The following is a 13,625-nucleotide window of genomic DNA, read 5'->3' on the forward strand; positions in this document are numbered from 1 at the left end:
GGCCGTCCGCGTCCGCCGGGGCGTCCTTCATCACGTCCGACCTGCGGTCGCGAGACGCCGGGCGCCGTCGCCCGACGGGAGTCCGTGCGGCTCAGCGACCGCCGCGATGCCGCACGGCGTCGACGATGCAGGCGATCGTGGCCAGCGGGACGCCGACGGCGACCCCCAGGAAGAGAGCCAGGTTCAGGGCCTCGTTCGCAGCGCCGAGCTGCAGCCACGGCGAGATCGCCAGGCCGACGACGACCGGCAGCACGAGCGCCGCGATCACCCAGGTGATGAGGGTGGGCCGACGGCGCCGCCGCACGTAGAACGTCTCCTCCAGCACGGGCGCCTCCACAGCCTCCGGCTCATCGGACGAGCTGTCGTCGGACGGGCTGTCGTCGGACGCCCCCTCGTCGGACGCCGTCGCGCCGGGAGCGCTCGCGGCGGCGTCGGCGTCCGGGGCGGCGGCGGGCTCCGGCGCCGGCGCGGCGGCGGGAGCCGTCGCAGCCTCCTCGGGATCCTGCACCGGTGCGGTCGGGTCGATGGAGTGGTCCTGGTTCACAGCGCTCCTGCGGCGTCGACCGCCGCGGCGACGATCGCCGGGTCGGTCCTGGTGTCGGGGGCGCCCGCCTCGACGGCGGCGCCCGGGCGTCGGCGGGCGGAGAGGTGCACGTCCGTCGCCCCGGTGCGCTGCACCAGCTCGGCGAGATCGGCCGGTCGCACTCCCGCGCCCGCGGTGATGCTGATGAGGTCCTCGCCGGCGCTCACCATGGCGGCGAGGTCGTCGGCCCCCTCGAGCGCCGTGCGGGCGCCGCCCGAGCTGAGCACCCGGTGGAAGCCGAGCACGAGCAGCTGCTCGACGGCCGCGGTGCGGGCCCGACGATCGGGCAGGGCGTCGACCGCGCGGTGGGCGGAGAGGGTGGCTCCGCGCAGCTGGCCGCGGGCGGCGTCGAGGGCCGCGTCGCGCATGGTCTCCAGCGCGGGCACGTCGAGGGCGCCGGTGCTCGTGAGAGCGCCGAGGACGACGCCCGCGGCGCCGGCGGCGATCGACTCCGCCGCCTGCTGCGCCATGAGGTCGACGTCCGCGGCGGCGACGACGAACTCCTCGGGCCGGCCGAGGAAGTCGTCGGTGCTCGCACGGGAGCGGATCAGGACGTGCACGTCGAAGTGCGGGCGCGCGTCACCGGCGGCGACGAGCTCGCGGGCGCGGCGGGCGGCCGCGGCGACGAGCTCCGCGGAGGGGGTGACCCCGCCCCGCGACAGATCGGCGCAGAGCTCGACGCGGTCGGCTCCGCCGGTGGCGGCGACCTCGAGGCCTGCGAGGTCCTCGACGGCGATCTCCACGGCGATGCTCACGCCTCGGGCTCCTTCTCCTCGCGCCGTCCGCGGTCCTGCGAACGGTCCTGATCATCGTCCCCGTGCGGCCTGAGAGCATCCCGGACGACGCGGCGCGGGCCGGTCAGCGGGAGCAGCTCCGCGAGGTCGCTGCGTTCCCCGCTCGCCCGCAGGCGACCGTCGGAGACCGCCTTCGACCAGGCCAGGGACCCGGTCACGAGCTCGAGCCAGGTGCCGGCGTCGGTCTCGACGACGGCGGGCGGGGTCCCGCGGGTGTGACGAACGCCCGGGATCGCCTGCACGGCCGCGTAGGGCGGCACGCGCAGCTCGACCGCTCCCCCGGGGAACTCCTCGGCGAACAGCTCGAGGGTGTGCCGCACCGCCGGGGCCAGCACCGCGCGGCGGGCGGCCGCCGGGTCCCGCGCCCACTGCACGAGGGCCGCGCGGCCGATCTCCGGGTCGGTGCGACGGGTCGCCACGCTCGACTCCGCCGAGGTCAGCCGTCGGCGCCGGGCAGCAGCGGGTGCACCTCGATGGTGTCCGAGCGGTCCGGGCCGACGCCGATCGCGCTGATGCGGCAGCCGGCGAGCTCCTCGAGGCGGCGCACGTAGTTCTGCGCGTTCTCGGGCAGCTCGTCGAAGGTGCGGGCCTGCGAGAGGTCCTCGGTCCAGCCCGGGAGGGTCTCGTACACCGGCACCGCATGGTGGAACTCGGTCTGCGTCATCGGCATGTCGCGGTGCAGGACGCCGTCGACGTCGTAGGCGGTCGCGATCGGCACCTCCTCGATGCCGGTGAGCACGTCGAGCTTGGTCAGCACGATGTCGGTGAAGCCGTTGATGCGCACCGCGTGGCGGATCATCAGGGCGTCGTACCAGCCGCAGCGACGGGGACGGCCCGTGTTCACGCCGACCTCGTGGCCGACGGTCTGCAGGTACTCGCCCCACTTGTCCTCGAGCTCGGTGGGGAACGGGCCGGCGCCGACGCGCGTGGTGTACGCCTTGACGATGCCGATCACCCGGTCGATGCGGGTGGGGCCGATGCCGGAGCCCGTGCAGGCGCCGCCGGCCGTCGGGTTCGAGCTCGTCACGAACGGGTAGGTGCCGTGGTCGACGTCCAGGTAGGTGGCCTGGCCGCCCTCCATCAGCACGACCTCGTCGCGATCGAGGGCGGAGTTGAGCAGCTCGACGGTGTCGACCACCATCGGGCGCAGGCGGTCGGCGTAGGCGAGCAGGCCCTCGGAGATCGCGTCGGCGTCGATGTCGCGCCGGTTGTAGATCTTCACGAGCAGCTGGTTCTTCTGCCGCAGCGAGGCCTCGACCTTCTGGCGCAGGATCGACTCGTCGAAGAGGTCCTGGACGCGGATGCCGAGGCGACCCATCTTGTCCATGTAGGCCGGGCCGATGCCGCGGCCCGTGGTCCCGATCGCACGCTTGCCGAGGAAGCGCTCGGTGACCTTGTCCATCGTCTGGTGGTACGGCGCGACGACATGCGCGTTCGCACTGATCCGCAGACGGGTGGTGTCGACCCCGCGGCTCTCGAGGGTGGCGATCTCCTCGAACAGGGCGTCGAGGTTCACGACGACGCCGTTGCCGATGACGGGGGTGACGCGGGGCGAGAGGATGCCGGCGGGAAGGAGCTTCAGCTCGAACTTCTCGCCGTCCACGACGACGGTGTGCCCGGCGTTGTTGCCGCCGTTGGGCTTGACGACGTAGTCGACGTGCTCTCCGAGCAGGTCGGTGGCTTTCCCCTTGCCCTCGTCTCCCCACTGGGCTCCGACGATCACGACGGCGGGCATGGCGACTCCTGGGCAGGGCGGCTTGAGGACCTGGGGATCGTACCAAGCCGGGCGACTCTCCCGAGGCGCGGTCCCGGGCGCGTGGGGAGAGTCTCCCCCGACACGCCCGGGAGGCGGATCATGCCGAACAGCCGGCGGACCGGCCCGATCCGGCCGACGCGTCAGCCCAGCAGGCTCGGATCCGCCTCGCGCAGGAAGTCCTGGATGCGCTCGGCCTCGATGTCGTCGCCGATCCGTCGGGAGGCCTCGCCGAGCATCGCGAGCGCCCGCAGGAAGCCGCGGTTGGGGGCGTGCGCGGCGGGGATCGGGCCCTGGCCGCGCCATCCCGCGCGGCGCAGAGCGTCCAGTCCGCGGTGGTAGCCGGTGCGGGCGAAGGCGTAGGCGGTGACGTCCTCGCCGTCGGCGAGCGCCTCCTCCGCGCAGGTCGCCCAGGCGAGCGGGGAGTCAGGATGGCGGCGCGCCGCCTCCAGGGGATCCTCGCCGTCGGAGAGCCGCTGGGCGACCTCCACGTCGACGAAGTCGTCGGGAAGGCGGGTCTCAGGAATGCCGAGGAGGTTCGCGCCGAGGGCGCTGTCGGTACGATCAGCCATGCAAGCATCGTAGGCATAGACGCCCAGATGACCCTTCACACCTGGTAGAAACACCCACATGTCACGTACGCAGGACGGCTCGGAGCTTCTCACCGGGCCCGGCGCGGGGGGTCTGCTCCGCTCGGCCGTCAGCAACTCCGGTGGGGTGCTGCACAGCTGGCAGCTGGACCATGTCGATCACCGCCCCGGTCGCAGCACCAAGGCGCTGTACCGCACGATGGTCTCCTGGCCCGAGCTGGACGGCCCGCAGGCGCCCGCGCGCGAGGAGCTCTTCGGGGCCAGCGCGCACATCGGCGAGCGCGAGAAGGATCTCTACGTCGCCGAGCAGACGCTCGTCATGACCGACGGCGACATCAACGTCCGGGTGTGGCGCTACCCCCACGATCCGTGGCTGCCGATGCTCCCCCACGTCTGCTATCCCGACGTCGTCGGCCGCACCCTGCACGATCTGGGCGTCGCCCTGGGGCCGGATCCGTCGGCCCCGATCGCGATCGACGTCGTCTCCTACCGTCCGGGCCGTCGCGCCGTGCTGCGCGCGAGCCAGGGCCCCGTCGGCGTGTTCCTCAAGGTCATGCAGCCCCATCGCAGCGGCGAGATCGTCGAGCGGCATCAGCGCCTGCTGTCGGCCGGGGTGCCGGTGCCGGAGGTGCTCGCGCATCACGACGGGCTCGTGGTCCTCAAGGAGCTGCCGGGCCGGCCGCTCGCGCGCGCGGTCGTCGACGAGGGCGTCGACTCCTGCAGCGGCGCGGATCTGGTCGCGCTGCTCGATCGTCTCCCGGCGTCGATGTACTCGCTGCCGCTGCGTCCGCCGTGGACCGACTCGGTCGAGTTCTATGCCGGGATCGTGGCCTCCTCCCTGCCGTCGCTGGGGCCGCGGCTGGATGCGCTCGTGCGCTCCATCCGCGAGGGCCTCGCGGCGCTCGACCGGCGGATGGACACGCAGGCGCACGACGTCGTCCACGGCGACTTCTACGAGGCGCAGGTGTTCGTCGACGGCGGCAAGGTGGTCGGTCTGCTGGACATCGACACCGTCGGCCCCGGCCGTCGCTCGGACGATCTGGCCTGTCTCCTCGCCCATCTCAGCGTCCTGGCGGACTACGGCAACACGGGCCGGATCGACCGTGCCATGCAGCAGCGCGTCGAGGAGGCCATCCGCACCTGGCACGGCGTCTTCGTGGACCGGGTCGACCCGACCGAGCTGGCGCTGCGCTCCGCCGGGGTGGTGCTGTCCCTGGCCACCGGTCCGCACCGGCAGCAGGAGTCCTCCTGGGAGGCGGCGACGGAGGCGATCGTCCGCGTCGCCGAGCAGTGGGTCGAGCGCGCTCGCGCCGCCGAGGCCGCGCACCGCGCCGCCCGGGCCGCGGCCCCGTCGGCCGGTTCGGCGGCCTCCGCAGGATCCGCCGCGCCGGCACCGCCCGTGCTCCCGACGCGGTCGGCTCCCGCCCAGGGCTCGGGCCAGCCCTCCCGCACCGCTCCTCCGGCGCCGGTGCAGGACGCGCCCCCGCCGACCGGCTCTCGGCCCCCGTCCGCTCCGCAGGGGCACGCTCCTCAGGGGCCCACCCCACAGGCGCAGGTCCCGCCGGCGCAGGTCCCGCCGGCGCAGGTCCCGCCAGCGCAGGTCCCGCCAGCGCAGGCCGCTCCGGGCCACGCCGCTCCGGCGCAGTCCGCTCCGCCCCGGGTCGCCCCTCACCAGGCCCCGCGAGCGCAGGCTCCGCAGGGCCGTCCTGCGGCCGACGACGCCGCCGCGCCGCCTCAGGCGCTGGCGCAGGCCGCGCGGCAGGCGCCGCCGGAGCCCCCCGTTCCCCAGGCCGCCCCCGCCGGGCAGGCGCCCCAGGGCGCCGCGGCGCCACAGGTGGTGCCTCCGCGCGAGAGCCGCAACACCCATCTCGGAGCGCGCCCGGGCGCCGAGCCGCCGACCGTGCCGCTCCCGGCTCTCGATGCGGCCGAGCTCGCGGAGGCGACCCGCACCGGCTCGGTCACGCCCCCGCCGGCCGGGCAGGCCCCGACGGCCGGGCAGGCTCCGCCGTCGTCGGGCGACGACGACTCCCCCACCCAGGAGCGCCGGATCGACTCGATCCACCGGCCCTGACCCGACCCGTCGGCGCCGGCGCGGCGCGACCCGTCGGCCCGGGCGGACGCGACCCGTCGGCCGAGGGCCGTACCATCGGGGCATGCGAGCAGTCCTGCAGAGGGTCGACGGCGCGAGCGTCGAGGTCGACGGCACCGAGGTCGGAGCGATCCGCGGGGAGGGCCTGCTGGCCCTGATCGGCGTGACCCACGGCGACGGGCCGGAGCAGGTCGCGACGATCGCCCGGAAGATCTGCGAGCTGCGGATCCTCGAGGGCGAGCGCTCCGTGCTCGACGCGGGCGCCGCGGTGCTCGTGGTCTCGCAGTTCACCCTCTACGCGGATGTCCGCAAGGGCCGACGGCCGTCGTGGTCCGCGGCCGCTCCCGGACCGGTCGCCGAGCCGCTCGTCGAGCAGGTGGTCGACGCGGTCCGCGCCCGCGGCGTGGAGGTCGCGACGGGCGAGTTCGGGGCGCACATGCGCGTCGGCCTCGTCAACGACGGGCCGATGACGATCCTCGTCGAGGCCTGAGCGAGGATCCCCGTCGGGGCCCGATCAGCCGCGCAGCAGGCCGGACAGCTCCTGCACGCTCGCCGCGCGGGGCCCCTCATGGGCCTCCTCCGCCTCCCCGCCGTAGCCCCAGCCGACCAGGACCGTCGGCAGGCCGTGCACGGCGGCGCCGTGGGCGTCGTGGAGGCGGTCCCCGACCATCACGGCCCGGCTCTCGCCGAGCCGCTCGAGGACGCTGCCGATCACGGCCGCCTTGTCGCTGCGGCCGACGGCGCGGTCGGTGCCGCCGATCAGCGCGAGATCCCCGGCGATGCCGACATGCTCGAGGAGCGCCGTCGCGATCGGCTCGGGCTTGTTGGTGGCGACCGCGACGGTCCGCCCGTCGGCGGCGAGCGCGCGGATGAGCTCCGGCATCCCCGGATAGGGGACGGAGGCGGTGTACCCCTCGACATCGTAGTAGGCGACGTAGGCGCGGCGCATCGCCTCGGAGCGCTCGGGGGTCATGCCCAGGACGCCCTCGAAGCACTCGCTCAGCGGCGGCCCGATGAAGGTCCGCAGCACGTCGGGCGCAGGCTTCTCCTCGCCGCAGGCGGCGAAGGCGCGGTCGAGGCCGGCGAGGATGCCGGGGGCCGAGTCGACGACGGTCCCGTCGAGATCGAGCAGGACGACGGGGGCGGTGAGCGGCGCGGTGGTCATCCTGGGATCGTAGCGGCCGGTCTCACGTACGCTGGGGGCATGACCTACACACTCGTGCTGCTCCGCCACGGCGAGAGCGACTGGAACGCGAAGAACCTGTTCACCGGCTGGGTCGATGTGGCCCTCACCGAGAAGGGCAAGGGCGAGGCCGCCGGCGGCGGCGTCCTGCTCAAGGAGGCCGGGATCCTCCCCGACGTCGTGCACACCTCGCTGCAGCGTCGCGCCATCATGACCGCCAACCTGGCGCTCGACGCGGCGGACCGCCACTGGATCCCCGTCAAGCGCGACTGGCGCCTCAACGAGCGCCACTACGGCGCCCTGCAGGGCATGAACAAGACCGAGATCCGCGACAAGTACGGCGACGAGCAGTTCATGGCCTGGCGCCGCTCGTACGACACCCCGCCGCCGGAGATCGAGTTCGGCACCGAGTTCAGCCAGGACCAGGACCCGCAGTACGCGGGCCTCGGCGACCAGCTGCCGAAGTCGGAGTGCCTCAAGGACGTCGTCGCCCGCTTCCTCCCCTACTGGGAGGAGGGCATCAAGCCCGACCTGGTCGACGGCAAGACCGTCCTCATCGCCGCCCACGGCAACTCGCTGCGCGCGCTCGTGAAGTACCTCGACGGCATCTCCGACGACGAGATCTCGGGCCTGAACATCCCCACCGGCCAGCCGCTCGTCTACGAGCTCGACGAGGACTTCCGCCCCGTCCAGAAGGGCGGCCGCTACCTCGATCCGGTCGCCGCGAAGGCCGCCGCCGAGGCCGTCGCCAACCAGGGCAAGTGACCCTCACGGGCGACTGACGCGCTGAGCGCGCCGCCCGACGCACGAGGCCCCCGGTCCATGGACCGGGGGCCTCGTCGTGCTCACGGCGCCGGCCGACGAGCAGGCGGGCCGACGATCAGGCGCGCCGACGGGCGGGTCAGCGCGCCCACGGGCGGGTCAGCGGCGCTTGCGCGTGCCGAACAGCGAGCGGGTGATCTCGCGCCCGAGGACGGTGCCCGCGGAGCGCAGGAGCGACTTCACCGCCGGGCTGTCCATGATCCCCGCGTCCTTCTTCGCCGCAGCGGGCTTCTTCGTCGCGGCGGCGGGAGCGGCGGAGCCCCCTGCTGTGCCCGCCGCCCCTGCCGTGCCCGCCTTCTCCGCGGCGGCGGCCTCCGCGGCCTCGGCGGCGGAGGCGGCCCGGGCCTGCAGGATCTCGTGGGCGGACTCGCGGTCGATCGGGGTGCCGTAGGTCGCCTGCAGGGGCGAGGCGGCGACGGCGGCGGCGATGACCTCCTCCCCGGCCGGCGCCATGGCGGACTCCGGGGCGCGCACCGCGGTGATCGCGACCGGGGTGGGGGCGCCGTCCTCGCTCATGACGGTCACGATCGCCTCGCCGGTGCCGAGCGCGGGGATGACCTCCACGAGGTCGTGCTCGGAGGTCGGGAAGGTCGAGGCGGTCGCCTTGAGCGCCTTCGCATCGTCGGGCGTGAACGCGCGCAGCGCATGCTGGATCCGGTTGCCGAGCTGGGCGAGGACGTCGCCGGGGATGTCCTTCGGGGTCTGGGTGATGAAGAAGACGCCCACGCCCTTGGAGCGGATCAGCCGCACCGTCTGGACGACCTGATCGAGGAACGCCTTCGAGGCGTCCTTGAACAGCAGGTGCGCCTCGTCGAAGAAGAACACGAGCTTGGGCACCTCGACGTCGCCGACCTCGGGCAGCTCCTGGTACAGCTCGGCGAGCATCCACATCATGAAGGTCGAGAACAGCGCCGGACGCGTCGCGACCCCGGGCAGCTCGAGGCAGGAGATGATGCCGGTGCCGTCCTGCGTGCGCAGCAGCTGCTGGGCGTCGAAGGCGGGCTCCCCGAAGAAGACGTCGGCGCCCGAGGCCTCGAAGGCGGTGAGGCTGCGCAGGATGACGCCGGCCGTCGCCGTGGAGATGCCGCCGATGCCCTTGAGCTCGCCCTTGCCCTCGTCGGACGTGAGGAACTGGATCAGCGCCCGCAGGTCCTTGAGGTCCAGCAGCGCCAGGCCCTGCGCGTCGGCGTAGTGGAAGATCAGCCCGAGCGAGGACTCCTGGGTCTCGTTCAGCTCGAGCACCTTCGCCATCAGCACGGGGCCGAAGTCGGTGACGGTGGTGCGGATCGGCACGCCCGTGCCCTGGCCACCGAGGCTGAGGAACTCCGTGGGCGCGGCGCGGGACACCCATTCCTGGCCGCGCGCGGCGGCGCGCGCGGTGAGCTTCTCGGAGGCGGCGCCGGGCACGGCGATGCCCGAGAGGTCGCCCTTCATGTCGGCGACGAACACGGCGGCGCCGGCGTGCGCGGCCTGCTCGGCGATCACCTGCAGCGTGCGGGTCTTGCCGGTGCCGGTCGCCCCCGCGATCAGGCCGTGGCGGTTGAGCATCGCGACCGAGAGGTTCACGGCGACGGCCGGATCGGGCTCGCCGTCGGCGATCATCGCGCCGAGATGGATGCGGGCCCCCTCGAACGCATAGGCGGTGCGGATCCGCTCGGCCTCGGGCGTGGGGTCCGGCGTCGTGCTGGTCATCGGTGACTCTCCTCGGGCGCTCAGGGGACTGCTGCGCGGATGCGACCCCGTGATCGTATCCATCGTGGCGCGCATCACCCGCTAGCGTGTCGCCATGCCCTCGCATCCGTCCGCCGCAGATCCCGTCGCCGCAGATCCCGCCGTCCCTGATCCTGCCGTCCCTGATCCCGCTGTAGCAGAACGCGCCGTCCCGCCCGTCGCGGTGCGGGCCGACGGGGCGCTGAGCGCCGAGGAGGTCCGGGAGAGGCTCGCCGCAGGGTCCCCGGAGCGGCGGAGGGAGCGCCTCGCGCGCCTCGGGATCGTGGGCGCCGACGCCGAGGAGCTGCTGCCGCTGGCCGTCGCCGCCGCCGCGGATGCCGAGATCCTCGCCGAGATCACCGCGACCGCGGCCCTGCTCGGGGCCGGGGCCGGGCTCGACGTCCCCGCCGTCGACCTCGAGGCCCGCGCCGCGCACCACGACGCGCTCCAGCGGCGACTGGCGCCCGGGGAGGGGCTGATCCCGATCCTCGCGCTCACGGTCTCCACCGGGACCGTCGAGCGCTGGCATGCGGCGCGCGGGCTGAGCCCCGTGCAGTCCGACCGGGTCCTCGCGGACCTCGGCCAGCAGATGCGGGTGCACCGTGCCGGCACCGGCCGGCTGGGGCTGCACCAGCGCAACTGGGTCAGCGGGAACTGGGCGGGCCGCCTCGTGCACCTGGGGCGCCTGCAGTTCGACCTGCACCGACGCCGCATCGTCGAGCTCGAGGGCGGCGACGCCGCGGCACGCCCGTCGGCCGACGGCCAGGTCGCGTCGTCGGCCGACGGGGAGGTCGCGTCGTCGGCCGACGGGCGGGAGCGCTGGGTCGTCGGCGTGCACATCCCGGCGACCGGCCCGCTCGATCCCGGCGCGGTGGACGCCTCGCTCGACGAGGCGGCCGCGCACTTCGGCGCGCACTACGCGGATCTGGATGCGGGACGGGGTCCGCAGGAGCCGCGGATCGGGCATGAGCTCGTCTGCGACTCCTGGCTGCTGTCCGAGGAGCTCGCGGAGATCGCGGGCGCGGAGTCGAACCTCGCGCGGTTCGCGGCGCGCTGGGAGCCGATGGAGCGCGCACGGATGGACGATGCGGCGCTGTTCTTCGTGTTCGGGCTGCGTCCGCCGGTCGACCTCGCGGCGCTCCCCCGTCGCACCCGCCTCGAGCGGGGCGTCGCCGAGCGCCTGTCCGACGGGCGCGGCTGGACCGGCGGGACCGGGCGCCTGGTGCGCTGAGCGCTCAGACCGAGGGGACGTCTCCGGCGTCGGCCGCCGTGCCGACGGCCGCGGTGCCGGCGTCCGCGGTGCCGGCGTCGACCGGAGCGGCGGAGACGGTGTCCGGGAGCTGCTGGAGCACCCAGTCGAAGGCGGTCACGACGTCGGTCCCCCGCCGCATCGAGATCGCGAAGGCGCTGCGGGTGAGGCCGAAGGCGACCTGCACCATGATGATCGCGCGATCGTGCGCATGCTCGCCCTCGAGCGCCGCCGCGAGGGCCTCGATGAGCTCCGTCTGCATCGCCTGCAAGTTGCCCGTGGACATGAGCTGCAGGCTCGGTTCGCGGGCCATGATCTGCTTCTTCAGCTCACGCAGCCCGGTGTCCACGGGGACGCTGGAGATCGCCTCCCGCAGGGTCGCCCGCAGCGCCTCGCGGGGCGGCAGGACGGCGAGATGCTCCTGCAGCGAGGCGACGGCGCGCGGGGCCTCGTCGCCGACCGCGCCGAGGATCGCCGCCTCCTTCGTCGACCAGTAGTTGAAGAAGGTGCGCGTGGAGACCCCGGCACGACGGGCGATCATCTGCACCGTCACCCCGGACAGGCCCTCCTCGGCGACCAGCTCGATCGCCGCGCGGTGCATCGCCAGGCGCGCGCTGGCCTTCTTCTGCTCCCGCAGCCCCCTCTCCTCGCGGGCGGGGGCGTCCTCGGATGCGCTGGTCTCGGTCACCTCCTCATCGTAGAGCGCCCGGACCGGGCCGATCCGACGGGCGACGGTATCCCGCCTCACACTCTGCAGTGGATGCAATAGTGCAGTGACTGCAGACGTTGGCTAGCATGGCTCGGTCGACGCCCGAGGACGTGCCGAGGCCGTCGGGTGCGCCGGAGCGCGCCCGTCGAACCCGTCCGTCCGCTTCTCCCCCGAGGTACACGTGAGCACTTCCACCCCCCAGGCGCCGGCAGCCCCGGCGCCCCAGGCCTTCACCGGCCTCGACCGGCAGGGCAAGCTGGTCTTCGTCGGCCTCATGCTCGGCATGTTCGTCGCCTCCCTGTCGCAGACGATCGTCGGCCCCGCCATGCCCCGCATCGTCGCCGAGCTCGGCGGCGTCGAGCACTACAGCTGGATCGCGACCGCCGCGATGCTGGTCTCGGCCGTGGCCGTCCCGATCGTCGGCAAGCTGTCCGACCTCTACGGGCGCCGCTGGTTCTACCTCGGCGGCCTCGCCGTGTTCATGATCGGCTCTATCCTCGCCGGCCTCTCCCAGGGCTTCTGGTTCCTGGTCTTCGCCCGTGCCGTGCAGGGCCTGGGCATGGGCACCCTGATGCCGCTGAGCCAGACGATCATCGGCGACATCATCCCGCCGCGCCAGCGCGGCAAGTACCAGGGCATCATGGGCGCCGTCTTCGGCGTCACCTCCGTGATCGGCCCGCTCATCGGCGGCTCCGTCACCGACAACCTCGGCTGGCGCTGGCTGTTCTACCTGACCCTGCCCATCGGCGTCCTCGCCTTCGGCTTCATCCTGCGCTACCTGCACCTGCCGGTCTCCGGCCAGCACGGCAAGGTCGACCTGCTCGGCATGGTCACGCTGACCCCGGGCCTGGTGATCGCGCTGCTGGCGACCACCTGGGGCGGCAACGCCTACGACTGGTCCTCCCCCGTCATCATCGGCATGTACGCCGTCGCCGCGCTGTTCATCGCCGCCTTCGTGGCCATCGAGACCCGCGTGGAGGAGCCGCTGCTGCCGATGCACCTGCTGGGCCGCCCGATCGTGGCGCTGTCGGTGGCCGCCTCCTTCGCGATCTCCGTCGCCATGTTCGGCGCGATCATCTACATCCCCGTCTACGCGCAGGGCGTCATGGGCGTCTCCGCCACGAACTCGGGCGCGATCCTGATCCCGCTGTCGGTCGCGATGATCCTCACCTCGATCGTGGTGGGCCTGCTGATCACCCGCACCGGCCGCTACAAGCCGTTCCTCATCGCCGGCGGCGTCGTGCTCGTCGCCGGATACCTGCTGCTGGCCCGCCTCCAGTACGGGGACTCCCAGTGGGCGCTGACCCTCGCGATGGTCGTCATCGGCCTCGGCCTCGGCCTGTCGATGCAGGTGTACACGCTCATCGTGCAGAACGCCGTCGCGCAGCGGGAGCTGGGCATCGCGACCGCCGCGGTCCAGTTCTTCCGCAACATCGGCTCGACCATCGGCACCGCCGTGCTCGGCACCGTCATGACCGCGCAGATGGCCTCCTCCATCCAGGGCGAGCTCGCGAAGCTCCCTGCGGAGCAGCTCGCCGCGCTCCAGCAGAGCGGCGGCGACGCCTCCGGCCTCGAGGCCGCGGTGCTGGACCCGGCGGAGCTCGAGAAGCTCCCCGAGTTCCTCATCGAGCCGATCCGCACCGGCATGGGCCTGGCGATGCACGACGTCTTCCTCACCGCCCTCCCCTTCGTGGTCGCCGCGCTGATCCTCTCGCTGTTCATCAAGCAGGTCCCCCTGCGCGACTCGTTCCACGACCCGGCCGAGCAGACGACGGGCGACTCCGCGAGCGGCGAGCCGACCGACGGCGAGCACGCGGCCGACGAGCGGGCGGCGGGTGCCCCGACCGCGGTGCTCGCGAGCACGGACGCGGCCGCCGAGCTCTCCGTCACCGGGACCGCGCCGGCCGATCCGACCGACCCCGATCGCGGGCCCGACGGGCGGGATCCGGTCGGCGCCGTCGAACGCTGACCAGCACCGGCGGATCGGCCCTGCTGATCCTGCTGATCGTGTGCGCATCGGCCCCCGTCGCCCTCCCCGGGTGGTGGAGGCCGATGCTGTCCCGCGCATTCACCAGCGCCCGCGCCGCCGCGCCGACGCGTGGAAGGATGGGCGAATGCTGCTCGCCGACCATTTCCCTCCAGC

13 protein-coding genes are annotated in these 13,625 nt (G+C 73.7%); 5 read left to right on the forward strand and 8 right to left on the reverse strand.

Features of this window, described 5'->3' with window-relative positions:
• Positions 1-91 precede the first annotated feature (91 nt).
• From ACXET9_RS02195 to ACXET9_RS02215, 5 genes are all read right to left on the reverse strand, one after another.
• Positions 92-544, reverse strand: a complete 453-nt coding sequence (locus tag ACXET9_RS02195; RefSeq protein WP_457884447.1) for a hypothetical protein — start codon at positions 542-544, stop codon at positions 92-94.
• On the reverse strand, positions 541-1,338 hold the full coding sequence (locus ACXET9_RS02200) for a copper homeostasis protein CutC (protein WP_457884449.1): 798 nt from the start codon (positions 1,336-1,338) through the stop codon (positions 541-543). The genes ACXET9_RS02195 and ACXET9_RS02200 overlap by 4 nt, the downstream gene beginning before the upstream one ends.
• Positions 1,335-1,796, reverse strand: coding sequence for a sterol carrier family protein (locus ACXET9_RS02205; RefSeq protein WP_457884451.1), 462 nt, complete (start codon positions 1,794-1,796; stop codon positions 1,335-1,337). The genes ACXET9_RS02200 and ACXET9_RS02205 overlap by 4 nt, the downstream gene beginning before the upstream one ends.
• 17 nt (positions 1,797-1,813) lie before the next feature.
• Entirely contained in the window at positions 1,814-3,112 is a 1,299-nt protein-coding gene (locus ACXET9_RS02210) for an adenylosuccinate synthase (protein WP_457884452.1), read from the reverse strand.
• A 161-nt stretch (positions 3,113-3,273) separates the two neighbouring features.
• Positions 3,274-3,702 carry a DUF3151 domain-containing protein gene (locus ACXET9_RS02215; protein ID WP_457884454.1) on the reverse strand — a complete coding sequence of 143 codons (429 nt, stop codon included), beginning with the start codon at positions 3,700-3,702 and terminating at the stop codon, positions 3,274-3,276.
• 58 nt (positions 3,703-3,760) lie between these two features.
• Here ACXET9_RS02215 and ACXET9_RS02220 point away from each other — a divergent pair, with 58 nt between their 5' ends.
• On the forward strand, positions 3,761-5,791 hold the full coding sequence (locus tag ACXET9_RS02220) for a phosphotransferase (RefSeq protein WP_457884455.1): 2,031 nt from the start codon (positions 3,761-3,763) through the stop codon (positions 5,789-5,791).
• Positions 5,792-5,873: 82 nt separating this feature from the next.
• A complete protein-coding gene (dtd, locus tag ACXET9_RS02225; RefSeq protein WP_457884456.1) occupies positions 5,874-6,299 on the forward strand; it encodes a D-aminoacyl-tRNA deacylase in 426 nt (141 codons plus the stop codon).
• Between the two features lie 24 nt (positions 6,300-6,323).
• Here dtd and ACXET9_RS02230 read toward each other — a convergent pair whose 3' ends face one another.
• Positions 6,324-6,974, reverse strand: coding sequence for an HAD hydrolase-like protein (locus ACXET9_RS02230; RefSeq protein ID WP_457884458.1), 651 nt, complete (start codon positions 6,972-6,974; stop codon positions 6,324-6,326).
• A gap of 39 nt (positions 6,975-7,013) precedes the next feature.
• Between ACXET9_RS02230 and ACXET9_RS02235 the strand changes: the two genes are divergently transcribed.
• On the forward strand, positions 7,014-7,757 hold the full coding sequence (locus ACXET9_RS02235) for a phosphoglyceromutase (protein WP_457884459.1): 744 nt from the start codon (positions 7,014-7,016) through the stop codon (positions 7,755-7,757).
• A gap of 156 nt (positions 7,758-7,913) precedes the next feature.
• On the opposite strand, the gene ACXET9_RS02240 is transcribed toward ACXET9_RS02235, so the two are convergent.
• Complete coding sequence (locus ACXET9_RS02240) at positions 7,914-9,506, reverse strand: helicase HerA-like domain-containing protein (protein ID WP_457884461.1); 1,593 nt, start codon at positions 9,504-9,506, stop codon at positions 7,914-7,916.
• A 94-nt stretch (positions 9,507-9,600) separates the two neighbouring features.
• On the opposite strand from ACXET9_RS02240, the gene ACXET9_RS02245 reads away from it, so the two are divergent.
• On the forward strand, positions 9,601-10,755 hold the full coding sequence (locus tag ACXET9_RS02245) for an acyltransferase domain-containing protein (RefSeq protein WP_457884463.1): 1,155 nt from the start codon (positions 9,601-9,603) through the stop codon (positions 10,753-10,755).
• A 4-nt stretch (positions 10,756-10,759) separates the two neighbouring features.
• Here ACXET9_RS02245 and ACXET9_RS02250 read toward each other — a convergent pair whose 3' ends face one another.
• Positions 10,760-11,461: a TetR/AcrR family transcriptional regulator gene (locus tag ACXET9_RS02250; RefSeq protein WP_457884465.1), complete on the reverse strand. Its 702-nt coding sequence runs from the start codon at positions 11,459-11,461 to the stop codon at positions 10,760-10,762.
• 202 nt (positions 11,462-11,663) lie between these two features.
• On the opposite strand from ACXET9_RS02250, the gene ACXET9_RS02255 reads away from it, so the two are divergent.
• The gene (locus tag ACXET9_RS02255) at positions 11,664-13,451 is read left to right on the forward strand and encodes an MDR family MFS transporter (RefSeq protein ID WP_457884466.1); all 1,788 of its coding nucleotides are present in this window, start codon (positions 11,664-11,666) and stop codon (positions 13,449-13,451) included.
• The last annotated feature ends 174 nt before the right edge of the window (positions 13,452-13,625 follow it).

The organism is Brachybacterium netajii (SeqCode) (assembly GCF_054114245.1).

Bases quoted from the DNA above. Each gene is read 5' to 3' on its own strand.
- ACXET9_RS02210 (WP_457884452.1), bottom strand. From the start codon at position 3,112: ATGCCCGCCGTCGTGATCGTCGGAGCCCAGTGGGGAGACGAGGGCAAG.
- ACXET9_RS02215 (WP_457884454.1), bottom strand. From the start codon at position 3,702: ATGGCTGATCGTACCGACAGCGCCCTCGGCGCGAACCTCCTCGGCATT.
- ACXET9_RS02220 (WP_457884455.1), top strand. From the start codon at position 3,761: ATGTCACGTACGCAGGACGGCTCGGAGCTTCTCACCGGGCCCGGCGCG.
- dtd (WP_457884456.1), top strand. From the start codon at position 5,874: ATGCGAGCAGTCCTGCAGAGGGTCGACGGCGCGAGCGTCGAGGTCGAC.
- ACXET9_RS02230 (WP_457884458.1), bottom strand. From the start codon at position 6,974: ATGACCACCGCGCCGCTCACCGCCCCCGTCGTCCTGCTCGATCTCGAC.
- ACXET9_RS02235 (WP_457884459.1), top strand. From the start codon at position 7,014: ATGACCTACACACTCGTGCTGCTCCGCCACGGCGAGAGCGACTGGAAC.
- ACXET9_RS02240 (WP_457884461.1), bottom strand. From the start codon at position 9,506: ATGACCAGCACGACGCCGGACCCCACGCCCGAGGCCGAGCGGATCCGC.
- ACXET9_RS02245 (WP_457884463.1), top strand. From the start codon at position 9,601: ATGCCCTCGCATCCGTCCGCCGCAGATCCCGTCGCCGCAGATCCCGCC.